General features: G+C 66.1%; 14 protein-coding genes. 6 read left to right on the plus strand and 8 right to left on the minus strand.

What is annotated here, in order from left to right; genetic code table 11:
• Nucleotides 1-5: 5 nt before the first annotated feature.
• The 4 genes from QX132_RS19590 to QX132_RS19605 all read right to left on the minus strand — a co-directional run bounded on the left by QX132_RS19590 (nucleotide 6) and on the right by QX132_RS19605 (nucleotide 6622).
• On the minus strand, nucleotides 6-3158 hold the full coding sequence (locus QX132_RS19590) for an efflux RND transporter permease subunit (RefSeq protein WP_316162489.1): 3153 nt from the start codon (nucleotides 3156-3158) through the stop codon (nucleotides 6-8).
• Entirely contained in the window at nucleotides 3158-4084 is a 927-nt protein-coding gene (locus tag QX132_RS19595; RefSeq protein ID WP_316162491.1) for an efflux RND transporter periplasmic adaptor subunit, read from the minus strand. The genes QX132_RS19590 and QX132_RS19595 overlap by 1 nt, the downstream gene beginning before the upstream one ends.
• Before the next feature lie 160 nt (nucleotides 4085-4244).
• A complete protein-coding gene (locus tag QX132_RS19600; protein ID WP_316162493.1) occupies nucleotides 4245-4922 on the minus strand; it encodes an OmpA family protein in 678 nt (225 codons plus the stop codon).
• A 134-nt stretch (nucleotides 4923-5056) separates the two neighbouring features.
• Nucleotides 5057-6622: a caspase family protein gene (locus tag QX132_RS19605; protein ID WP_316162568.1), complete on the minus strand. Its 1566-nt coding sequence runs from the start codon at nucleotides 6620-6622 to the stop codon at nucleotides 5057-5059.
• 351 nt (nucleotides 6623-6973) lie between these two features.
• Between QX132_RS19605 and QX132_RS19610 the strand changes: the two genes are divergently transcribed.
• The 4 genes from QX132_RS19610 to QX132_RS19625 all read left to right on the plus strand — a co-directional run bounded on the left by QX132_RS19610 (nucleotide 6974) and on the right by QX132_RS19625 (nucleotide 14892).
• Complete coding sequence (locus QX132_RS19610) at nucleotides 6974-7780, plus strand: N-acyl homoserine lactonase family protein (RefSeq protein WP_316162494.1); 807 nt, start codon at nucleotides 6974-6976, stop codon at nucleotides 7778-7780.
• 848 nt (nucleotides 7781-8628) lie between these two features.
• Entirely contained in the window at nucleotides 8629-12009 is a 3381-nt protein-coding gene (gene hsdR / locus QX132_RS19615) for a type I restriction-modification system endonuclease (protein WP_316162570.1), read from the plus strand.
• Nucleotides 12010-12022: 13 nt separating this feature from the next.
• A complete protein-coding gene (locus QX132_RS19620; protein ID WP_316162495.1) occupies nucleotides 12023-13510 on the plus strand; it encodes an N-6 DNA methylase in 1488 nt (495 codons plus the stop codon).
• Nucleotides 13511-13692: 182 nt separating this feature from the next.
• Nucleotides 13693-14892: a restriction endonuclease subunit S gene (locus QX132_RS19625; RefSeq protein WP_316162496.1), complete on the plus strand. Its 1200-nt coding sequence runs from the start codon at nucleotides 13693-13695 to the stop codon at nucleotides 14890-14892.
• Between the two features lie 30 nt (nucleotides 14893-14922).
• Here the strand turns inward: QX132_RS19625 and QX132_RS19630 are convergent, their stop codons facing one another.
• Nucleotides 14923-15633, minus strand: coding sequence for a hypothetical protein (locus QX132_RS19630; protein WP_316162498.1), 711 nt, complete (start codon nucleotides 15631-15633; stop codon nucleotides 14923-14925).
• A gap of 474 nt (nucleotides 15634-16107) precedes the next feature.
• Complete coding sequence (locus tag QX132_RS19635; RefSeq protein ID WP_316162499.1) at nucleotides 16108-17085, minus strand: L,D-transpeptidase family protein; 978 nt, start codon at nucleotides 17083-17085, stop codon at nucleotides 16108-16110.
• Nucleotides 17086-17285: 200 nt separating this feature from the next.
• Between QX132_RS19635 and QX132_RS19640 the strand changes: the two genes are divergently transcribed.
• Nucleotides 17286-18167: an efflux RND transporter periplasmic adaptor subunit gene (locus QX132_RS19640; RefSeq protein ID WP_315740774.1), complete on the plus strand. Its 882-nt coding sequence runs from the start codon at nucleotides 17286-17288 to the stop codon at nucleotides 18165-18167.
• A gap of 293 nt (nucleotides 18168-18460) precedes the next feature.
• Here QX132_RS19640 and QX132_RS19645 read toward each other — a convergent pair whose 3' ends face one another.
• Both QX132_RS19645 and QX132_RS19650 read right to left on the minus strand, forming a co-directional pair.
• Nucleotides 18461-19663 (minus strand): integrase core domain-containing protein, encoded by a 1203-nt coding sequence (locus tag QX132_RS19645; RefSeq protein ID WP_315796132.1) that lies wholly within the window; start codon nucleotides 19661-19663, stop codon nucleotides 18461-18463.
• Nucleotides 19664-19873: 210 nt separating this feature from the next.
• On the minus strand, nucleotides 19874-20734 hold the full coding sequence (locus QX132_RS19650; RefSeq protein ID WP_315740775.1) for a caspase family protein: 861 nt from the start codon (nucleotides 20732-20734) through the stop codon (nucleotides 19874-19876).
• Between the two features lie 429 nt (nucleotides 20735-21163).
• On the opposite strand from QX132_RS19650, the gene QX132_RS19655 reads away from it, so the two are divergent.
• Complete coding sequence (locus tag QX132_RS19655) at nucleotides 21164-22888, plus strand: hypothetical protein (protein WP_316162501.1); 1725 nt, start codon at nucleotides 21164-21166, stop codon at nucleotides 22886-22888.
• Nucleotides 22889-23006: the final 118 nt, after the last annotated feature.

Genomic DNA, 23006 nt, shown 5'->3' on the forward strand with positions numbered 1-23006 from the left:
TCATCTCATTCCGCAGCCGGCGACATCGCCGACGGCGGCGGCTTTGGCTGATGCCCCACCTCCGGCTCATGGCCGGACTGCGCCTCGTCGGCGGCCTCGCCGGAGGAGACGATCAGCTTGCGGCCGAGCCGGGCGAACAACGCGCCGACATCGTCCATCACCAGGAACATCGCCGGCACGAACAACAGCGACAGCACGGTCGAGAACACCAGCCCGCCGATCACCGCCAGCGCCATCGGCGAGCGGAACTCGCCGCCGGCACCGACCGCGAGCGCGCTCGGCATCATGCCGGCGACCATCGCGATCGTGGTCATCACGATCGGACGCGCCCGCTTCATGCCGGCATCGATGATCGCCTCGTCGCGCCTGATCCCGGCATGGATCGCCTCGACCGCGAACTCCACCAGCATGATCGCGTTCTTGGTGACGATACCCATCAGCATCATCATGCCGATATAGACCGGGATCGTGAGCTGCTTGCCCGTGAGCATCAGAGCTCCGATCGCCCCGCCGATCGACAGCGGCAGCGAGAACAGGATCGTGATTGGCTGCAGGAAGGTGCCGAACAGCAGCACCAGCACGGCGTAGACGATCATCAGGCCCGCCGTGATCGCCGTGACGAAGCCGGAGGCCAGCTCGTTCAGGCTTTCGGCGTCATCGGACGGGATCAGCTTGACGCTGGCAGGCATGCTCTTTCTGACCGGCAGCTCATCGATCTGCTTGGTTGCGTCACCGAGCGCCGCCAGTCCGACGAGGTCGGCGGCGACGGTCGCCTGCCGCCCGCGATCGTAGCGGCTGATGCTGGTCGGCCCCTGGTCGAGCTTGATGTCGGCGACCACCGCCAGCGGCACGCCGCCCTTTTCGCCGTACTGGCCGAGCGGCACCCGCAACTGTTCCAGGATCTTCACGTCGCTGCGCGCTGCATCCTCGAGCTGCACCCGGATCGGGACCAGCCGGCCGCCGGCGTCATACTTCGCCAGCGCCGGTCCGACATCTCCGATCGTGGCGACGCGGATCGTCTGCGACAGGCTTTCGGTGGACACGCCCAGACGAGCGGCCAGGTCGGCGCGCGGCTGCACCCGCAATTCCGGCCGGTCGAGCGAAGTGTCCGACACCACGTTGGAGATGATCGGAATCCGCTTCATCTGCGAGGCGAGCTCGCTCGCAACGTTGTCGACCAGCTTGGGATCCGAGCCTGTCAGCACCAGCTTGATCGGGCGCAGACCGTTTTCGTCGGTGAACCAGAAACGGATGTCCGGAATGGTTTCGAGATCCTTGGTGATCTCGAGTTCGAGCTCTTTCTGGGTGATCTTGCGCTCAGTCTTCGGCGTGTAGTTGACGATCATTCCGGCGCGGCGAACCTCCATCGCGCCCTGGAGCCGGCCGCCGTCGACGAACACGCTGCGGACCTCTGGCCGCTTGCGCAGGCGCGCGACGATGTCCTCGGTGACCTTCTCGGTGTAGGCGAGCTGCGCGCCCGGCGGCAGCTCGATCGCGAGCAGCGATCGCGCCGCGTCCTGCGCCGGCAAGAACCCTTGCGACAGCAGCGTCGTACTCCAGATCGAGGCAGCGAAGATCCCGATGCCGAGCAGCACCGTGACAAAGTAGTGCTTTACCGACCAGGTCACGATGCGCTGATAGGCACGCAGGATGAACCCCGGCGGCGGATCGTCATGGTCGTGATGCTTGAGGAAGTAGGCCGCCAGCATCGGCGTGACGAAGCGCGCCGCCAGCAGCGAGAAGAACACCTGAACCGAGACGGTGATGCCGAACTGCTTGAAGAACTGGCCGGCGATGCCGGACATGAAGCTCGCCGGTGCAAAGATCGCGATGATGGTGAGGCTGATCGCGATGACCGCGAGCCCGATCTCGTCGGCAGCATCGAGCGCCGCGCGATAGGGCGACTTCCCCATCCGCATGTGGCGCACGATGTTCTCGATCTCGACGATGGCGTCGTCGACGAGAATGCCGGTCGACAGCGTGATCGCCAGGAACGAGACCATGTTCAGCGAGAAGCCGAGGATGTCCATCGCCCAGAAGGCGGGGAAGATCGACAGCGGCAGCGAGATCGCCGCGATCACCGTGGCCCTGAAGTCGCGCAGGAACAGGAGCACGATGATGACGGCCAGGATCGCGCCCTCGAACAGGGTCGAGATCGCGGCCTCGTAGTTGCCTTTGGTGAACTCGACCGAGGTGTCGATCAGCTTCAGATCGACGTCGGGATGGGCGGCCTTCACCTGGTCGATGCGCTTTTGCACGGCGGCCGCGACGACCACGTCGCTGGCTCCCTTGGAGCGCTTGATGCCGAGCGCGACCACCGGCTCGCCGTTGAAGCGCGCAAAGGTACGGCGATCGGCGATCGTGTCGGTGACGGTGCCGAGATCGGCGAGCCGGACCTCGCCGCCGCCGAACAAGGGAATCATCGTGTTGGACAGCTCGTTCAGCGTTTTCGCGCCGGCAAGCGTGCGGATCGCCTGGTCGTTCTTGCCGATCTCGGCGCGGCCGCCGGCGACGTCGACATTGGTGCCGCGCAGGCTCTGGCTGACATTGACCGCGGTGAGCCCCATGGCCTGCAGCCGGTCGGGATCGAGCGAGACCAGGATCTCGCGCTCGACACCGCCGATGCGCTCGACCTGGCTGACGCCGCGCACGCCCTGCAGCTCGCGCTTGACCACGTCGTCCACGAAGAACGACAGCTGCTCTGGCGTCTTGCCCGGTGAGATCGCCGCATAGGTGACGATCGGCAGGCCGATCTTGTCGACGCGCGAGATCAGCGGCTCGATGACGTTCTGCGGCAGGTCGGAGCGCACCCGGGTCACGGCGTCCTTGACGTCGTTGATGGCGCGATCGGTGTTGGTCTCGAGCGCGAACGTAATCGTCGTCACCGACAGGCCGTCGGTGATCAGCGACTGGATGTGGCGCGCGCCCTCGACGCCGGAGACGCCGTCCTCGATGATCTTGGTGACCTGGGATTCAAGCTCCGACGGCGCCGCGCCGAACTGCGCCACCGCGACCGAGATCACCGGAATGTCGGCGTTCGGCAGCCGGGTGACCGCGAGCTTGGTGAAGCTCATCCAGCCCAGGATCAGCAGGATGATGGAGAAGAGGATCGACGGCAGCGGGTTCCTGATCGACCATGCCGAAATGTTCAGTGCCATCAGCGTACCCGCGTGCGATCGATGTCTTCGGCAAACATGGTCTTGATCTGGTCGCCATCGTGCAGCGAGCTGCCGGCGTCGGCCACCACGATTTCTCCCTCTGTCAGCCCGTCGAGGATCTCGCTCGCCGTATCCGACACCAGGCCGACCCGCACCCGGCGGGTCTCGATCGTGTTGCCCTTCACGACCTGGATGGTGAGATGATCGATCGCCGTATTGGGCACGGCGACGCCGCAGCTCCGCCGGGCATCGATATTGGCGCGCGCGAACATGCCGGGCTTGAGCGACGGATTGCTGGTCAGCGCGATGCGCACATGGCCCAGCTGGGTGGTCCGGTCGACCTGCGGCGCCACCACGCGCAGGCGGCCGACAATGTCGGGTAGGTTGTCGCGAGTGATGCGCACCGGCGCGCCCGTGCCGAGCTTCAGGAGATGAACGCTCGGAACCTCGGCGTCGAGCTCCAGCTCGTTGTTCACGGCGATGCGGAACATCGGACCGGCCTGCGGCGAGGCCGGCGCACCGGCGATCGTGCGGACCTCGGTGACGAGTCCTGCCGCCGGCGCGCGCAGCGACACGGGCCGGTTCGCGGCCGCCGCCGGCGCTCCCGGCTGCGGCGGTGACGGCGTCAGGCGCGCCAGCTCCTGGTTCTCGGTAACGGTGTCGCCCTCCTTGACCAGAACGTCGATGACCCGCGAGCCTTCCTGATCGGCGCCGACCACCGCCTCGCGGCGGGCCACGACGAAGCCGGTGACGCGCACGAGATCTGAGAAGCAGGCCTTCACCGCCTTGGTCACCAGCACCTGGGCCTGCATCGGCGGCTCCTCGGCGGTGTGATGGGGACGATGCTCATACCAGTAATAGCCGGCGAACAGGGCCACGAAGACGACCGCACTGGCCGCGGACTTGAGGGATTTTGGCAGCTTCATCGGCAGGGTGATCCGGTCGGCGCGAGATGCGGGTTATGGATGCTGCGAATTTGGCACGGGGCGCTCCGACAAGGCGATGCGCCCCGCAATCCTGCGGGACGCATCCGGCCACCTCGATCTCCGGCCACGCGACCTCCGACGGCGCTTGATAGACGCGGCGCTACTTGGCCGCCGCCGTCTTGCTCTGCATGTTGACGACCTGAACGCGGCGGTTCACCTCGGCGAGCGGCTGGCTCGGATCCTTCAGCTTGCTCTTGCCGTAGCCCACCGTCACCAGGTCGGCGCCGGCGATGCCGAACTTCTCGACCAGATAGCGCTTGATCGAATCGGCGCGGCGCTCGGAGAGGTCCTGATTGTAGGCCTCGCCACCGGCGGCATCGGTATGACCGGCGACGACGAAGGTCGACCCCTTCAGCTCGGCGTTCGTCAGCGCCCGGCCGAGCGCCTGCACCGACGGCAGCGACTTCTGGCTGATGTTGGCGGAGTTGTAGTCGAAGGTGATCTCGAGGTCGATGTTCGGCTTGGTCTTGGCGACCGCCGCGATCTCCTCGCGCTCGGCTGATGACAGCGAGCGCGTCGAGCGGCCGCGAATGCTCTGCAGGAACTTGTCCTGTTCCGGCGCGACCGCAGGCGCGGCCTCGGACGGCGGCGACATCGACAGTCCGCGGGTCAGCGGCCTCTTCGGCCCGGCCAACGCGCGGACGATCTGATCCTCGCTGACATCATCGGCCGCGAACGCCGGCATCGCGCTCAGCGACGCGGCCGCGCTCAGGACCGTCGCGGCCAGGAGAGCCGTCAGGCCGGCGGTCCTGGTCGAATTCGTTTTCGGTGCGGTCATTGCCATCCCTCCTCACGCGAACTGATCATCCCGGTGTCCGTCGCGAAGGCCCGCTCGCGACACCCGGCTGTCCGCTGTTATGTCGGTCCGGCCTGCCGCATGGTTCGAGCCGGCCGGCCGACGCGCGCAAGAAATCAGCGCACGCCGTAAGCTTCGAACTCGCGGACGATGTTGGGGTCCATCGCCTTGGCGTTGGCGATGTCGAGCGCGCCCTCCTGCGCAGCGCCGTTGCGCTGCTTGGCGAGACCCCGGCCGTACAATGACGACGTCAGGCGCGGATTGATCTTCAGCGCCGCATCGAAATCGGCGATCGCGTTCTTGACCGCGCCGCTCTTGAGGTTGACCAGCCCGCGGCTGTCGAGCGCGTCGACGAAATTCGGCCGCAGCCTCAGCGCCTCGTTGCAATCGCGCAGCGCAGGCTGCAGTTCGCCGACGACGGTGCGGGCCCAGCAGCGGTTGTTGAGCGCCTCGACGTCCTTCGGATTGATCCGGATGGTGTCGTCGAAATCGCGGATCGCCTGCGCGTAGGCGCCCTTGCTCGCATACACCTGGCCGCGCCGGTACAGCGCGCCGGCATCCTCCGGATTGGCCGCGATCTTGGCGCTCAGGCTCTTGATCGTCGGATCGTCGGCGAACGGATCCTGCGCAGGCGCTGCCGGAGCGGCGGGGGCCGCGGGCGCAGCCGGAGCGGCGGGCGCCACGTTCGCGATCACAGGAGATGGCGTGGGCGCCGGCGGCGCTGGAGCAACCGGCGGCGCGGGCGGCGGGGTATCCACCTTCTGCACCGGCGTCGGCTGCGGCGCGGGCGGAGCCGGCGGCAGCGGTGACGGTACCGGCGGCGCCACCACGACCTGTGTCGGGGTCGGCGCAGGTGCAGGTGCAGGTGCGACACTGCTCTCGGCCGGCGGCGTCGGCCTGACGCCGTTGCCCGGCACGAAGGAGAAGTCCTCCGCCAGCGACGACGAGATCCACGGCACCTGCTCGCTGCGCGACGCGCGGGTGACGCCGACGCGGGTGCGGTTCAGCGTCTCCTCGGCGGTGAGGTCGGGAACGCGGATCTCCTTCAGCAGCTCCTGTACGAACAGGCTGCGATCACGCCCGCCATCCGTCACGACAGCGGACAGCGCCGCCGAGTACATCACCAAAGTACCGCTCGGTGCGATGACCGGCGCGAGGCCGGCCGAGGCGGTGCGGAACCTGCGCTCATAGGGATTGCGGCGGGAGGCATCGAGCAGCGCGATCTTCACGCCGGCGCCGCGGCTGTTGATCTCCTGCAGCACCTGCTCGAGGCCGATGCCGTCGCGCCGCACGTCGGCCTCCTGCCAGATCTGCGCGTCGACCGGGATCATGTAGCTCTGCCGGCTCGACTGGATGCCATAGCCGGAGAAGAACAGCAGCGCCACCGAGCCTGGCTTGATCTTGCCATAAAGCCGATCGAGGCCGCGGCGCATCGCGTCGCCGCCGGCATTCTCCAGCGTCTCGACGCTGAAACCGTCGCGCTTCAACTCGTCGGTGAGATCGCGGGCATCGTTGACCGGTTCCTTGAGCGGCGCCTCGGCATCCGGATATTTTGCATTGCCGATCACCAGCGCGAAGCGGTCGCCGGCCGCGTGCGCGGGCCAGGAGACCACGGCCGAGACCACGGCCGAGAACGCGACGGAGAACATCAGGCCGAGCGGCAACAGCAGGCGGAAAGTCATCACGATGGCGGTCCAGCGGTCAGCAATCAGGCGCCGTCCAGCTTGCGCCGCGGCGACCATATCCCACGCGTCAGGCATTATCAAATCGCCGTGACGGCACGTCAACCGCTTGCAGAGGTTGAAGAATCGTCTGAGGCGGCGACCGCCCGCAGGAGCCTCTTGCGAGCTGCGGGTCATGACACGAGCGGACCATGCAACGATCCCAATGGCTTGAAATGTGAGATGCCTCACGCTGTGTCGCGGCAGCGCACCGTCCGGTTCGACGCGCACCGCGATTGACCTCGATGCGATTGACCTCGATCCCTGCCGATGGCTCGATGGCGGCCGTGCCCAACCAACGAGAAGGCCATCATGGGGAACGCCGCCGAGATCTACGCGCTGCGCTATGCGACGATGTCGCCGCGCACGCCGCACATGAACTTCCTGCAGCCCGATCCGCACGACAGCATGGCGCAAGACCTCGACTATTTCGTGTGGCTGATCCGCCGTGACGGGCGCGACATCCTGGTCGATACCGGCTTCAACGCCGCGGAGGCCGAGATCCGCCACCGCACCCTGACGCGCGATCCGATCGACGCGCTCGCTTCCTTCGGCGTCGACGCGGGCGGCATCCGCGACATCATCGTGACCCATCTGCACTACGATCACGCCGGCAATCTCGACCGCTTCCCGAACGCGCGCTTTCATCTGCAGGAGCGCGAGATGGCCTATGCCACCGGCCGCTGCATGTGCAACGGCATGCTGCGCTACCCGTTCACGGTCGAGCACGTCACCACCATGGTGCGCCACGTCTATGGCGACCGCGTCACCTTCCACAACGGCGACGGCGAGGTCGCGCCGGGCGTCACCGTGCACCGGGTCGGCGGCCATTCCGACGGGCTCCAGGTGGTGCGCGTCGACACCGCGCGCGGCCCGGTCGTGCTCGCCTCCGACGCCGCGCACTACTACGCCAACCTGCAGCGCCGCAGCCCGTTTCCGATCGTGCTCAATATCGGCGACATGATCCAGGGCTGGGAGATCATCGAGCGCCTCGCCGGGCATCCCGACCGCTTCATTCCGGGGCATGATCCGCTCGTCACCGAGTTGTATCCACGCGTCAACGAAGCGGCCGATGCCTACGCGCTGCACGTGGCGCCGTCGCGCTCGTTTGCGAGGTAGTGGCCGGGCAGCCCGGGCCTCATGGTTCGAGACGCGCCGTAACCGGCGCTCCTCACCATGAGGGTCAAAAGCCGAGGCGGCACTGCACACTGGACCATGAACAGGCCGAGAGGCGTGTTCATGGAGAGGAGGAGCAATAGCTCGCTACGACCTCAGTCCTCATCCTGAGGAGCCCGCCGCAGGCGGGCGTCTCGAAGGATGGCCACACCAAGGATGGCCGCATCGAGACGCTGGAGACCTGTTGTTCTGATGTGATTGTCAAACAGCCCACGCGGCTGCACGACCGCGTTCTCGCGACGCATTTCGCATCCGAGCTGTGATCATCGGGACACCCTCTTGAAGCAGAGGGCGCAGGGAGAGCCAGGCCTCGGCTGAGGCCTGCGGTCCGCGTGCAGCAAACAAGCACGCGGCAGAACCACAGGTACAGCCGGAATGACCCGGCCCTCCCTGCGCGATGGCTTTACGATTTATACGCAGTCTCCCCGGTGACCGGCTTGTTTGCCACCGTGGCGACAACGCGCGCATGACGCGCATTGCGCGGACCTCAGCGTCGGGAGGCCAGGACCCTGCGACTTCACCGTCCGCGGCATGGCGTACGTCGGCGTGCCGAGCACGCTGCGCCACATCGCGGCCATCGCATCCCACCCCAACGCGTCGTGACGTTCGCGAAAGCGCCCCTCTTCAATGAGGCGGGACGGGCGCAAATCTCATCCTGATTTGCCCGACGGCGCAAGAGATTTCTTTTTTACCGAATGACTGGACTAGGCAAATCAGTTTGAGATGACTAGACAAATTCGCTTTTTGCGACCAAGGATTGAGCGCAATTTTGATGAGACAATTTGGCTGCGATGGGGGCTTCCAGCAATTTCGATTTTCTCGCCGCGCAGGACGAGCGTCTTGCGCGGCTCGGCGCATTGGCTGAGCGCTATTTTTTCGATGACGCTCCCTCTGCCCTGATCAAGCTGCGGCAGCTCGCCGAATTCCTCTCAAAGGAAGTTGCGGCACGTCACGGGCTGCTGCCGAGGAGTTCGATCACCTTTGATGAGGTGCTGCGCACCCTCCGGGTCCAGGCGATCCTGCCGCGCGAGATCGCCGATCTCCTCTTCCACTTGAAGCGTCTGGGCAACGAGGCCGTTCACGAGGACGTCGGCACGACCGCCAACGCCTTATCCGCCCTGAAGATCGCGCGGGCCGCCGCCATCTGGTTTCACCAGAGTTATGGCGGCAAGATGAATTTCAAGCCCGGGCCATTCGTTCCGCCGAGGCCGCCGGTCGACGCCACTGCCGCTCTCAAGGCGGAGCTGGAGGAATTGCGAAATCAGGTCCGCGCCAGCTCCGACGAAGCGGCGAAGGCGCTGCTGGCTTTTCGAGAGGCAGAAGACGCGCGGCTGAAAGCGCTCTCCGAAGCAGAGGCGCACAGGCAGGACAAGGAGTTCTGGGAAGGCTACGCCGCCCAGACCGAGGCCGGCCTGCGGAGCACCGAGGCAGCGCTGAAGGCGGCCCAAGCAACGGCGGAAGCGGCGCCGCCGCAGCAGCTCGATCTCCTGGCACAGCTCGCCAACCGTCAGGCGCAAGAAGTCGAGCTGGACGAGGCGACGACGCGCCTCCTGATCGACGACCAGCTCCGCGCCGCCGGCTGGACCGTCGACAGCCGCACGCTGCGGCATGCGGCCGGTACGCGGCCGCAGCCGGGACAGGCAATCGCCATCTCTGAATGGCCGACCGACAGCGGCCCGGTCGACTATGCGCTGTTCGTCCAGGCCCGCTGCGTTGGCGTCATCGAGGCCAAGCGCGGCATCGCCGATGTGCCCGGCCGGCTCGGCCAGGCCAAGCGCTACGCCCGCGACATCCGCCTGCTGCCGGATGAGACCGTTCCGGGCGGCCCGTGGCTGCAGGGCCTCGATCGCTTCCGGGTGCCGTTTCTGTTCGTCACCAACGGCCGGCCCTATGTGAAGCAGTTCGAGACCAAATCAGGCATCTGGTTCTGGGATGCGCGCCCGACCGGCGGCAATCCCTGCGCGCTGCCGGAATGGTTCGCGCCGCGCGACCTCACCGAACGGCTGGAGCAGACCGAGGATTTCGATGCGCTGGCCGAGCGCGAGCTCGGCGTCACCGGCCTGCGTCCGTATCAGACCGACGCGATCACGGCGGTGGAGACCGCAATCGCCGCCGGCCAGAAGAACATTCTGCTGGCGATGGCGACAGGCACCGGCAAGACCCGGCTCGCCATCGCCCTGATGTACGAGCTGCTGCGCCGCCAGCGCTTCCGCCGCATCCTGTTCCTGGTCGACCGCAATGCGCTCGGACGCCAGACGCTGGATGCGATGAGCACGACCGACACGGCCGGCTTCCTGAAGTTCGACCAGGTGTTCCCGGTCGCCGATCTCACCAAGAAGTTTCCCGAGGCCACCGACCGCGTCCAGGTCGCCACCGTGCAGGCGATGATCCGCCGCGTCTTCGACGACCCCGACGTCACCAGGCCGACGCCCGGCACCTATGACCTCATCATCGTCGACGAGGCGCATCGCGGCTATACGCTCGATGCCGAGCTGCGCGAGGACGATCTCGGCTTTCGCAATCTCGACGACTATCTCTCCGCCTATCGCCGCGTCCTCGACTATTTCGACGCCACCAAGATCGCGCTCACCGCGACGCCCGCGCTGCACACCCGCGAGATCTTCGGCCCCGCCGTGTTCCACTACGGCTACCGGCAGGCCGTGATCGACGGCTACCTGATCGACCACCGGCCGCCGCGCCGCATCACCACGGCGCTGAGCCAGACCGGCATCAGCTTCGAGGCCGGCGAGGACGTCAACATCATCGATCCCCGCACCGGCCAGATCGATCTGTTCAACCTCGACGATCAGGTCGATTTCGAGGTCGCCGAGTTCAACAAGAAGGTGCTGACCACGGCCTTCAACCGTGCGGTTGCCGACGCAATCGCACGCGAATGTCCACCGAGCGACCGCGGCAAGACGCTGATCTTTGCCAGCCGCGATGATCACGCGAACACGTTGGTCAAGGCACTCCAGGATGCGCTGACTGAGGAATACGGCTCCCAGCCGCACGACATGGTCGAGAAGATCACCGGCTCCGTCGACAAGCCGCTCGACCGGATCAAGGCGTTCAAGAACGATCCCCGCCCGAAATACGTCGTCACCGTCGACCTCCTGACCACCGGCATCGACGTGCCGGCGATCACCAACCTCGTGTTCGTCCGCCGGGTCAACAGCCGCATCCTCTACGACCAGATGATCGGCCGCGCCACGCGGCGCTGCGACGAGATCGGCAAGGAGTATTTTCGCATCTTCGACGCGGTCGACATCTATGCCAATCTGCAGGAGGTCAGCGACATGCGGCCGGTGGTGGTCAACCCCGCGCTGTCGTTCGCAACCCTCGTCGGCGACCTCGAACGTGCCGCGACCGAGGAGGACCGCGCATTCGTCCGCGACCAGATCGTGGTCAAGCTGCGCCAGCGGCTGAAATATATCGAAGGCCAGCCACGCGAGACCTTGGAGACCGTGCTGGGGCCGCTGGCTGCATTGCCGGACCGCCTGCGGGATGCGCCACCGGCCGACACGCTGGCGCTGTTCCAGCAGCACCCGCTGCTCGCCGGCATTCTCGACAATTCGAACCCCCGCCGCGGGCGCGACGGCGTCTATATCTCCGAGCACGAGGACGAGCTTGTCAGCGTCGAGGACGATTTCGGCGGCCGCGCCAGCCCGGCCGACTATATCGAAAGCTTCGAGGCCTTCGTGAAGGCCAACATGAACGCCGCCCCGGCGCTGATCGCCGCGACCCAGAAGCCGCGCGAGCTGACCCGCAAGGAGCTGAAGGCACTCGCGGTGCTGCTCGACGCCAACGGTTTCTCGGAAGCCAGCCTGCGCCAGGCCTATGGCCGGGTGCGCAATGCCGACATCGCCGCCCACATCATCGGCTTCGTGCGCCAGGCCGCGCTCGGCGATCCCCTGGTGCCCTACGAGACCCGGGTCGAGAACGGCGTTCAGCGCATTCTCGGCAGCCGGCCCTGGACGGCGACGCAGAAGCAATGGCTGATCCGCATCGGCCGCGCGCTGAAGGCGCAGCCGGTCGGCGACCCCGACATCCTCGCCGACCCGCTCTTTGCACAGGCGGGGGGCTTCGCGGTCATTGATCGGGCCTTCGATCACGGGCTAGGTGACATCCTGAAGGACCTCAACGGCGCGATCTGGGACCACCACGTCGCCTGAGGATGGAACGGACATGAATCCAGCGACCGATCTCGTCAACAGGCTGTGGCGTTTGTGCGCGATGCTGCGCAAGGACGGCGTCACCTACCAGCAATACGTCACCGAGCTGACCTATCTGCTGTTCCTGAAGATGGCCTCGGAGCAGAAGGACGAGAGCCGCATCCCGGAGAAATATCGCTGGAGCGCGCTGAAATCGGCGCCGGAGACCGAGGTGCTGCAGCGCTATCGCCAGGCGCTGATCGATCTCGGCGACGGCACCAAGATCGCCGACCGGTCGGTGGTCGCGATCTTCCAGAACGCCGCGACCATCATCCGCGAGCCGGTCAATTTGCGCCGGCTGATCGACGCCATCGACGGCCTGCACTGGTACAGCGCCGAGCGTGACGCCTTCGGCGACACCTATGAAGGCCTGCTGCAGAAGATGGCCGAGGAGACCAAGCGCGGCGCCGGGCAGTATTTCACGCCGCGCGTGCTCATCGAGGTCATGGTGCGGCTGATGAAGCCTGATCTGGGAGAGGTGATCCAGGACCCGGCTGCCGGCACCGGCGGCTTCCTGATCGCATCTGATCGCTTCATGCGCGCGGCCAACGACGATTACTACGTCCTGCTTGAAAATCCTCGCAAGGCGAAATTCCAAATGACCGAGGCCTTACGCGGCATCGAGAACGTACAGGACACCTTCCGCCTGCTCTTGATGAACCTGCATCTTCACAAGATCGACCCTGACCATATCGATTTCGCCGACACGCTGTCGCCGAGCGGCATGCAGCCGAAGTTCAAGAACGCCGACCTGATCCTGACCAATCCGCCGTTCGGCCCGGCCGGCGGGCCGCCGACCCGCGACGACCTCACCATCACCGATCGTGTCTCGTCCTATCAGCTCCCCTTCGTCGAGCACTGCATCCGCGCGCTCAAGCTCGGCGGCCGCGCCGCGATCGTCGTGCCCGACAACGTGCTGTTCGATGACGGCAAGGGCAAGCAACTGCGGCAGCGGCTGATGAACTGGTGCGATTTGCACACCATCCTGCGGATGCCGACCGGCATCTTCTACGCCCAGGGCGTCAAGACCAACGTGCTGTTCTTCACGCGAAGCAAGGAAGAAGCCCCCGCCAAGGACGCCACCGAGGCGGTGTGGATCTACGACATGCGCTCCGGCGCACCGGCCTATGGCAAGACCAATCCGCTGAAGCTCGAAGATTTCGACGGCTTCGTCGCCGCGTTTGGTGATGATCATCATGGTCGCGGCGTGCGGACAGACCAGGGCGAGCAAGGCCGCTTCCGCTGCTTCACCCGCGAAGAGATCGCGGCGCGGGCTGACAATCTAGATATTACGTGGCTCAAGGACGGCAGCGGCGATCCTGAAGACGGGCTGGAATCTCCAGAGGAGATTGCAGCAGCGATCGAGGGACATTTGTCGTCAGCACTAGAGGAGATCAGGGCGCTGGTCGAAGAGCTTGGTGTTGAGGAAATCGCCTCCGAAGTCGGCGAGGCTGCGGAGTGACTACCGGCAAAGGACCCTGGCCCCTGCCGTCTTCTTGGTCTTGGGCGCCCGCATCCGTAGTAGGGGAAGTGACTCTGGGTCGCCAGCGCTCTCCCGAACACCACGGCGGCCCAGATATGAGGCCATACGTCAGATCAGCCAATATCACTTGGGGCGGATGGGACCTTAGCGACGTCAAGGAAATGAACTTCGACGCGCGCGATTTCGAGACCTTCCGTTTAAGCGCCGGCGACGTTCTTCTTAATGAAGGATCTGGTAGCGCCGACGAAGTCGGAAAGCCGGCCGTTTGGGAGGGGCAGGTTGATAATTGCTGCTTCCAAAACACACTATTGCGTTTCAGATCGAATGGCCTCGACCCTTGGTTTGCTCACGCTTTCTTCAAACACTCGGCGCGAGCGGGCCATCTCGTGCAACACACGCAGGGCGTAAATATCTTCCACATCGGAAAGAAGAACCTCGAGCAACTGCCCCTTCCTGTTGCGCCCTTGGCCGAACAGCGCCGCATCGTCGCCAAGCTGGATGCGCTGTTCGCGCGCTTGGCCCGCGCGCGGGCGGGACTAGACAGGGTGACCAACTTGGCCGAGCACGCTCGTACTCAAGCGCGAGCTTCGGCATTCGTCGGCGGGCTAACGCGCGCGGATCGCAAGGGTGCAGACGCTGACTGGCCTGAGAACAAGCTCGGCGAGGTTGCAGATGTTGTCACTGGATCGACGCCGCCCACGGCGGACAAAGAGCGCTACTTCGGTGGTGACCTTCCATTCTTCAAGCCAACTGACCTTGACGCGGGCTACTTCGTGAGAACTCCGCGAGAGACGCTAACCGCGGAAGGCGCAGACCGGGCCCGAGTTGTCCCAGTAGGCACGACGCTTGTTACATGTATCGGCGCAACCATTGGGAAGGCGGGGTTGGCGCGCGTCGCATGTGCGTTCAACCAGCAAATAAACGCTGCGGTACCCAAGGCAGAGGCAGTAAATCCGGAATGGCTTTACTGGGCCATTACTTCTCCGCAGTTTCGTAGCAAGATCATTGCTAACTCATCGGCTACGACCATGCCGATTATCAATAAGGGGCGATTTCAGGCTTTGCGCCTACGTATCCCGCCGCTTTGGGAGCAAGCCATCATTGTCGAAAGACTTGAGGCGATCCACGTCCGCGCCGACCGCCTCGAAGCCGAGGCGACGCGCGCACGGGCGCTGCTCGACCGGCTGGAGGCGGCGATCCTGACCAAGGCGTTCAAGGGCGAGCTGGTGCCGCAGGCCCCGAACGACGAGCCGGCGAGCCGGCTGCTGGAGCGCATCCGCGCGCAGCGCGCGGCGGCGGAGCCCCCGAACGGCAAGCGAGGTCGGCGGGCCCCCCTGTCAAATGATCGGCTTTCGTTTTGAACGGGGGCGACCGCCCCCTCGAAGCGGCCGTCAGCGACTGACGAGCACTTGAGGAACTGGGTTTCGCATCAGCATGTACGTCTCCGAATAGAGCGAGCCGCTGACGTTGCTCATCGGTGCGGCGCCGATCAAGACCTCCTTCTGCTGTGACTCGCTGTCGGGCAGGATCACGTGGAAACGCAGGCAGGCCAGCATGAGGTCGCCGTTCTTCGGCGCGGGTGTGAGATCGAAAGCAGTTAACCTGCCGTCCCGGACCTCGTAGCTGATCGCACGCGTGGGCCCCGAAAAGCCCGACGCGGCGGCGCCAGCTTCACCGTCCTCCAACGTGTCGAGCGCGAGGAGACTCATTTCACCTGGCTTGATCACCAGAGGCGTGAAGACATAGTTCAAAAGCGCCTTCATTCCATGCTCATCGCACGACGGCTCTGGCCTCTCGTTACCGGGACGAAACCAGACGGTGAGGTTGATCTTGGTGACCGCCACAGGCCGGTTGCCAGCGTTGACGAAGACGAGATTTTGGCTCAGCCCGCTCAGCTCCTGCGCTTTCGACGACACCGACATGAATGGGATATTGTTGATGACCACGCGGAGGTCGTCCCTGGTCCTCACCACGGTCGCATACAGGCTCGCCGCCGATAGCAACAGCGCCAGCCACGCCACCGGCGAGCCGATCCACTTCGACCAATCGACACCTGGCTTGGGCGGCGGCCACAGGCGGTCGCGCAAATGCTCCGGGGTCATGTTCGGGCCAGCTTTCCGGTTGCGGTGGACGCGATTATGCGCGCTGGATGGGCGTTGGCAATGTCCGGGCGGCGGCGTAGAGCGTGTTTGTCTGGCTTTGCTACCGTCTCCTCATGAGTTGCGTCGTCATTTGCGAGGCGCAGTTGCGCCGAAGCATTCCAGAATGGCCCCGCGGACATCGTCTGGATCGCTTCGCTGCGCTCGCAATGACGTGCTGCGCTCGCAATGACGTAGGGCTGGCATGGTGCGCTCAGCCGTCGTCCCGCAGGCAGCATCGCGCGATGGCGCGGCGTGGCACTGACTAGGGCCCCCACGCGCCGCAGCGGTTGTCGGGGCGCGGTGTCAGCGACCCGTCTGCCTCAAACGACTTCCTGGGGTTATGGGTCCCGGCTCAAGGCCGGGACGACAGCGGAGGTTGCCGATGCGGCTTGGGTCCAAAGAAGGCCGATGGAAATCGCAGCAGCAACGCCCCGTTCAATGCAGCTCCACCTTCGCCTTCTTCGCGAGGTGGTCGCCGAGGAATCGCACGTCCCAATTGGTCAGCCGCACGCAGCCATGCGACTCCGACTTGCCGACCTTGGACGGCTCGGCGGTGCCGTGGATGCCGTAGCCGATGCCGACCGACAGGCCGATCCAATAGGCGCCGACCGGGTTGTTCGGGCCGGGCTTGATGGTGAACGGCTTGCGCGCCTTCACACCCTTGAACTTGTAGTCGGGGTTATAGCGGTAGTTCGGGTTGGCATCGATCGAGATCACCTTGAAGCTGCCGACCGGCGTCGGCTTCTCTTCGCTGCCGACCGTGGCGGGAAACACCGCCACCAGCTTGCCGTCCCGGTCGAACGCCTGCACGGTGCCGGCGTCCTTGCTGATGTCGAGCCGCATGATTTTCGGCGCGGCGTCGTCCGGCTTGATCACATTGGCGACGGAGATCTGCTCGCCCTCCTTGTCGAAGCCGGCCTTCGGATTGAGCGCCGACAGCAGAGCTTCGCTCATGTGGAATTTTTCGGCCAGCGCCTCGCGCGGCGAGGTGTAGCCGAGCGCCGGCAGGTCCTTCATGTCCTCCATGTGCTGCGGCAGCTTCTTCAGGAACGGCCCTTTCACATCGTCGCGGGTGATCGTGTAGGAGACGATGGCAGGCGCCTGGTCGCCGCGCAGCAACGCATCCCACAGCTCGGGCGTCAGCTTCGCATCACCGGCAAGCCCCTTGGCGCGAGCGAACGCGGCGAGCGCCTTGCGCGCATTGTCGCCGAAGCGGCCGTCGATCTCGCCGGGCGAGACGCGCGCGCGATCGAGCAGCACCTGGGCGCGGATCGCCACCGGATCCATCTTCTCCTCGGCCGGCGGCCGCTTGCGCAACTCGGCGCCGTTGACGGCGTCGGCGGTGAGCTCGGCGGAGACCGCAGGCGTGACGACGACGGCGCAGAGCAGAAGCGGTATCCAGAGCCGAAGCATGAGCGTGAGTCCCAAGTGGAGATGGCTGACATTCGGCAGCGTCAACGAGGACCCGGCCGAGAAGTTCGGCACAGTCGGCTGAACGTCGCGGCATCCTGGCGCGACTACCAGGGACGCGGGTCGGCTGGCCCGGCGGCTGCGCGTCTGCTATCTCGACCACGGCCGTTCAATGAATGGGTTTTCGCGAGGATCGGTTTCGCATGGGACATGCCGCAATTGCCGCCACGATGCGCCGGATGCCGATGCTCGCCGCCGCGGGCCTGCTGGCGATGATCCAGGCTGCGGCGGCGGCCGAGGACACCGCGCCGAGGGGCGCCGCGGTCAGCGTGCTCAAGGCGACCAAGGCCTGCTTCGACAACACCGTCGAGGTGTCCGGCATGGTGCTGGCGCGCGACGAGACCGCGGTCAGGCCCGACCGTCCCGGACTGAAGGTCGCGGAGGTGCTGGTCGATGCCGGCGACACCGTCACGGCCGGACAGAACCTGGCGCGGCTGACGCCGCCGGAGGGCGGCACGATCATGATCCAGGCGCCGGTGGCGGGCACCATCCTGTCGTCGAGCGCCACCATCGGCGCGTTTGCCTCCGGTCGCGGCGAGGCGCTGTTCTCCATTCTCGCCCGCAACGAATATGATCTCGTCGGCCTGGTGCCGAGCGCGCAGCTCGCCAAGCTCGCGGTCAACCAGACGGCGCGGATCCGCATCGTCGGGGCCGGCGAGGTCGAAGGCAAGATTCGAAGGGTCGCGCCGACCGTCGAGCCGAACAGCCAGCTCGGCCAGGCCTTCATCGGCATCAACGGCACGGCGCGGCTGCTGGTGAATTCGTTCGGGCGTGCCGTGATCAAGATCGGCCAGAGCTGCGGCGTCGCGGTGCCGCTGACCGCCGTGCTGTACGACCCGGACGGCACGGTGGTGCAGGTGGTCCGCGCCCAGCGCATCGAGACCAAGCGGGTCGAGATCGGCCTGATGGCCGGCGGCCAGGTCGAGATCCGCGACGGCCTCGCCGAGGGCGACGTCGTGGTCACCCGCGCCGGCGCGCTGCTGCGCGAAGGCGACCCGGTGCGGCCGGTGATGGCGAGCAATTGAGGGACACGGCCGAGTCCTGCGGGACATAGCGGGGGAGACCGCGCCAGACGCGGTCCGCTCCCCTCCCCCTTGCGGGGAGGGGTCGGGGGTGGGGGTTCTCCGAGTCGCACTCGACGTGATGAGCGCGCGAGCTCCAGGGAAATCTTCAGCGATCTAGGACAGGGCCATGCGGGGAATCGCTATCCCTGCCAAAGCGGCTTGTAGGGAAGGCTCAAGCCAACGACGCGCGGCGCCCTGACCGACCGGGTTGATCCCTGACATTTTGGACCGGGCTGATCCCTGACACTATTCGATCACTGCTGTGTTGTCTCCGCCGTTTCCTGCGCGACGCGGAGCCGCGCACGCGGCGGAGCAAAGCGCAGGAAACGGCGGTCGCGGTCGATCAGCCCGAGGTCTCGGCCCCAGAAGCGGACGATGTGGCCGCCGGTATCGTGCTTGGCGAGGCCGATGAGTTCGCCGGCGAGCGCTTCGCCAACGAAGACGTGCTCGCCTTGCCATTTGATGTCCCCGGTGGGACGCACGCGGCGGACCTCGTGATCGGCGTCGTACCAGGGATCATCGAGACGGTCTGGCATGAAGCGCACCGGCCTGCGCCAGAGCTTGACGGGGGCCACCTGGTCGAGCGCCTCGTGCGGCCGCTCCTCGTTGAAGTGGCGGCGAAAGGCGTCGAAGCGTCGCTGCTGCTCGGCGGCCGTGTCTGCCGGTGGCTTCGACGTCTCGGCCTTCAGCGTGCGGTGCATGCGCTCGTGCCGGCCGTTGTCCTGCGGGCTCGCTGGTGGGATGTAGCGTGGCTCGATGCCGAGCTTGAGCCACCACACCGAGAGCGCCGAAAGGCCGCCAGCTCCCGTCGATCCGAACGGTACTCCATTGTCGGAGCGGATCGCGTCGGGAAGGCCGATATCCTTGAAAACGCGCTCCAGAGCGCCCTTCACGCCAGCCCAGGTCGGATCGACAATGCGCACCTCGATGAGATAGCGGCTCGCCGCATCGGTGATGGTGAGCGGATCGCAGCGCGTGCCATCGCCAGTGCGGAACCAGCCTTTGAAGTCGATCGCCCACTCGTCATTGGGGCCCTCCGCCGGCGTGATCAGCTCGCCTTGCGCGATCGCCCGACGTCGGCGTGGCCGCGCTTCGACCAGGCCTTCACGCTTCAGGAGGTCGCCGATCGTCGAGGCCGCCGGCCAGTCGACCTCCGTTCGCTCGCGCGCGAGCCAGGCCTTGATCTTCTTGGGGCCAAAATGCGGAAACCGTCGTCGTGTTGCGATGATGCGCCGTGCCAGCCGGTCCGCTGTGGCGTGCGGGCAGTTCTGCACGGCGTGGCTCTTCTCCTCGAACCACTGCGGATCCCCGCTCGCGCGGCGGCGCTCCCAAACGTAGAACGTCTCCCGGCTGATGCCGTGCCGCGCGCACAGCTCCGTCACCGAAAAAGCTCCCGTGTCGTACTCCCGAAACAACCCGATACGCTGCTCCACAGGACTGCTCTCCCTGAAAGGCATCGACCGATCCTCCTTCGAATCGGACGAAGCTTGCCTGTCAGGAATCAACCCGGTCTGAATTGTCAGGACTCAGCCCGGTTCATACCCCTGCGGACCCCCACCCCCAACCCCTCCCCGCAAGGGGGAGGGGAGCTGACCGTCAGCTTGGTGAGAGCGGGGCAGACGCTCCGAGCGTCAGATGCGTTGGACGAGAGATGGAAAACCGCCGCCTCAACTGCCGGCGTTCGCGACGTCGGCGCTGAAGCGGATGTCCTCGACCAGCGAGGACGACACGGTCGGCACCTGCTCGCCGTCGGAGCTGCGCGCGATGGCGTTGCGGGTCTTGTTGAACACCGCCTCGGCGCTCGGGCTCTTGCCGAGCTGATTGAGCAGCTCGCCGACCAGCACGCTGTTCTGGCCCTTCGGATCGTCCAGCACCTTGCCGGGCGTCGCCGACGACAGGATCAGCGCATTGGCAGGCGCATTGATCGGCGCCAGGCCGTGCGAATAGGCGCGGAAGCGGCGCTCATAGGGATTGCGGCGCGCGGCGTCGATCACGACCAGCTTGGCGCGCGCACCCTGCTCGCGGACCGTATCGAGCAGGCCCTCGATGCTGGTGCCGTCGCGGCGCACGTCGGCCTCCTTCCAGATCTTGGCATCGACCGGGATCATGTAGCTCTCGCGTCCCGCCTGGATGGCGTAGCCGCCGAAGAACAGCATCACGACCGAGTCGGGCTTGATCCTGGCCTTGAGGCGCTCGACCGCGCGGATCATGTCGTCCTTGTTGGCATCCTCGACGACATCGACGTCGAAGCCGTCGCGGCGCAGCGCGCCGGTCAGCGCCCGGGCATCGTTGATCGGCTGGACGAGCGGCGCATTCGCATCGGGGTAATGACCATTGCCGATGACCAGCGCGAGGCGCGCGCCGTTGCCGGTCGCCACGCTGCTCTGCTCGGAGGCTGCCGCCTTGGGCGCCTCGAGCGAACGCTTGTTGAGGGCAGCATGCGCACCGATCGCGAGCGACACCGTGCAGAGAAGCGCGGCGGCGATCACGGCCGATCGGCGGGAGAGAGAAGGCTGCCTTGCGGTCATCACGTCAATCCTGGTCCGAGCCTGCCCAAGCGTGACCAAAGGGGCGCACCCTTTGGTCGCGCTGGCGCCTCTGAGGTTTGAGGGGTTGCGAGACGATGTGTCGTCGAATTGCGCGCAATTTGCGGCACCGCAACGAGGAAAGGCTTAACCCGAACCCGCATCCCAAGCAACATCGGAACAGCCTTGACTTTTCAAGCACTTGAAGAGAAACGCAAATTTAACCATGGCGCCGATCTCCAAAGGGCCCTGGGCGGACCGCCGGGAGGCCATATTGCCGCCCAATCCGCCTCGCGCCGTGACCGCCGTCACGTTGTCTTTGGCCGTCCAGCGTGTCAGTTTGCCCCATGCATGCGCGTGACGCGCCGTTTGCCGGGCGTTTCGAGCAGCGCATGCCGTTCGTCCCGCCTCCGACAACCCGCGAGTCCTCGCTTGAGTTTCCAGTATTTCGCCGGCGCGGCCTGCCGCGCACTGACGGCCCGGAAGGATGGGCCCTCGCTGTACGAGGTCTGCGATCCCATCCTGCGCCGGCCCGGCAGCGGCGACCCGCATCTGTCGAAATTCTACCGGACCGCGCTGGGGAACCCCGCGCTGCGCGCATTGCTGCGCCGTGCCGGCCTGCCCGAGTTGAACGATCCCGCTGTTCTCAATGCGCTGCGCGACGCGCTGGTTCTCGCCCGCGACAATCCGACGCCGGACTGGGAGCAGGTCGGCCGCCCGATCGCCGATCTGGTCGACAGCGTCGCCTTGCATCACCCTGCCCCGCCGCGCCGGACCGCGGCGGCGGCCATGCCGCCGGAAGGCGAGATCGACCGCGTGATCCGGGCCTGTGGCGCCGACCTGCTCGGCTCGTTCAGCCGCAATGGCTTCATCCCGACCTATGCCGCCTTCAACCTGATCGGCGATCCCGACATGAAGGGCCGCGAGGTGCTGATGGCGCTGCAGGGGCTGGACGCGCGCGGCTACAAGAACTCGACGTTGCTGTTCAACCTCGCCCGCGTCTTCATCGCGCGATCGCCGGCGGCGGCCGTGATCAATCCGCCGTGGCGCGGCATCGCCGAGCCGATGTGGGAGCCGGTGCAGATCCGCCACCGCTCGGCCTATTACGACGCGTTCTTCACCGAGGCGCTGCTGAGCTATCTGGAGACCGGCCTCGCCTCGTCGGAGCAGACGACCGCGGCGCGCACGGCGATTTCGGCCATGGTCGAGTTCTGCCTGACCGTCAGCCGCGAGGAGGTGCGCGGTGCCGACGGCAAGAGCTACAATGTCGTCACCGCGCTGGCGCCGCCGCCGCATCCGCGCTTCTCGCGCTTCTTCACCCAGATCAAGCAGGACCTCGGCTTCGGCGTCTACGTGCCGGATTGCGACACCACGGCGTGCTCGTTCTCGGCGGCGACGCAGGCCGGCTCGGACGATCCGATGCTGAACCAGCCGCTGCTGGATTTCTATGCCGGCTACCAGGTGCGCGCCGGCGGCAACGAGCCGCGCGTGACGGTGCCGATCAACGACAACATCGACTATGAAGGCGGCATCGCGACCTGGATCGACAGTCTGGCCGGCGAGCGGCCCTACGGCAACGATCTCGATCCGACGCTGAATCTCGACGTGCTCGAAGTGTCGTTCCGCAATCTCGGGCGCTGGCAGGTCCTGGAGACGCAAGCCCGGCTCGACGTCGTCAGGCGAATCGTCGGCTTCCAGCAGCGGCTGGTTCTGAGCGGCGCCTTCGCCGACCCGCGCGCGCACATCTATTATCTGCCGGAGCTGTACTGCGCCTATTTCGGCCGCTGCTACCACGCCTTCATGGCACTGCCGCCCGCCGCGCGGCGGGCGATCGATCCCGACGGCGCGTTCGAGCTCATTCGTCTGCGCGTGCTCGGCTATGTCGAGGACGAGCTGATCGGCCGCGAGATGAACCCGTTCGACGCCGCGCTGGCGCTGATTGCGCTCGGACATCTCGGCGGCGCTGCGGCGAGCTTCGCGCCCGCGGTGCATTGCATCGTGACGTCGTTCGGCGAGGGCGGCCGGCGGCATCCGTACCGCGCCTATGAATGGAACAAGATGAAGACCCCGACCCGCATCCTGGTCGGCGGCCCCGAGGTGACATCTGCCTTCGTGCTGATGGGCCTGGCGCTGGCGCGGCGGGTCGTGGTGCGGTGAGGACGAAGCTGTGTCGCCGATGTCGGTCCACTCCCCTCCCCCTTGCGGGGAGGGGAGCGCACCGCCGTTGTGGTGATAGCTCGAGTCGCAACTCCCGTCCCACCATCGCGCGAAGTTG

Source organism: Bradyrhizobium sp. SZCCHNRI20481 (assembly GCF_032485055.1).
Classification (GTDB): domain Bacteria; phylum Pseudomonadota; class Alphaproteobacteria; order Rhizobiales; family Xanthobacteraceae; genus Bradyrhizobium.

Coding starts and splice junctions, on each gene's coding strand:
- QX132_RS19590 (WP_316162489.1), bottom strand. CDS start 3,158: ATGGCACTGAACATTTCGGCATGGTCGATCAGGAACCCGCTGCCGTCG.
- QX132_RS19595 (WP_316162491.1), bottom strand. CDS start 4,084: ATGAAGCTGCCAAAATCCCTCAAGTCCGCGGCCAGTGCGGTCGTCTTC.
- QX132_RS19600 (WP_316162493.1), bottom strand. CDS start 4,922: ATGACCGCACCGAAAACGAATTCGACCAGGACCGCCGGCCTGACGGCT.
- QX132_RS19605 (WP_316162568.1), bottom strand. CDS start 6,622: ATGACTTTCCGCCTGCTGTTGCCGCTCGGCCTGATGTTCTCCGTCGCG.
- QX132_RS19610 (WP_316162494.1), top strand. CDS start 6,974: ATGGGGAACGCCGCCGAGATCTACGCGCTGCGCTATGCGACGATGTCG.
- hsdR (WP_316162570.1), top strand. CDS start 8,629: ATGGGGGCTTCCAGCAATTTCGATTTTCTCGCCGCGCAGGACGAGCGT.
- QX132_RS19620 (WP_316162495.1), top strand. CDS start 12,023: ATGAATCCAGCGACCGATCTCGTCAACAGGCTGTGGCGTTTGTGCGCG.
- QX132_RS19625 (WP_316162496.1), top strand. CDS start 13,693: ATGAACTTCGACGCGCGCGATTTCGAGACCTTCCGTTTAAGCGCCGGC.
- QX132_RS19630 (WP_316162498.1), bottom strand. CDS start 15,633: ATGACCCCGGAGCATTTGCGCGACCGCCTGTGGCCGCCGCCCAAGCCA.
- QX132_RS19635 (WP_316162499.1), bottom strand. CDS start 17,085: ATGCTTCGGCTCTGGATACCGCTTCTGCTCTGCGCCGTCGTCGTCACG.
- QX132_RS19640 (WP_315740774.1), top strand. CDS start 17,286: ATGGGACATGCCGCAATTGCCGCCACGATGCGCCGGATGCCGATGCTC.
- QX132_RS19645 (WP_315796132.1), bottom strand. CDS start 19,663: ATGCCTTTCAGGGAGAGCAGTCCTGTGGAGCAGCGTATCGGGTTGTTT.
- QX132_RS19650 (WP_315740775.1), bottom strand. CDS start 20,734: ATGACCGCAAGGCAGCCTTCTCTCTCCCGCCGATCGGCCGTGATCGCC.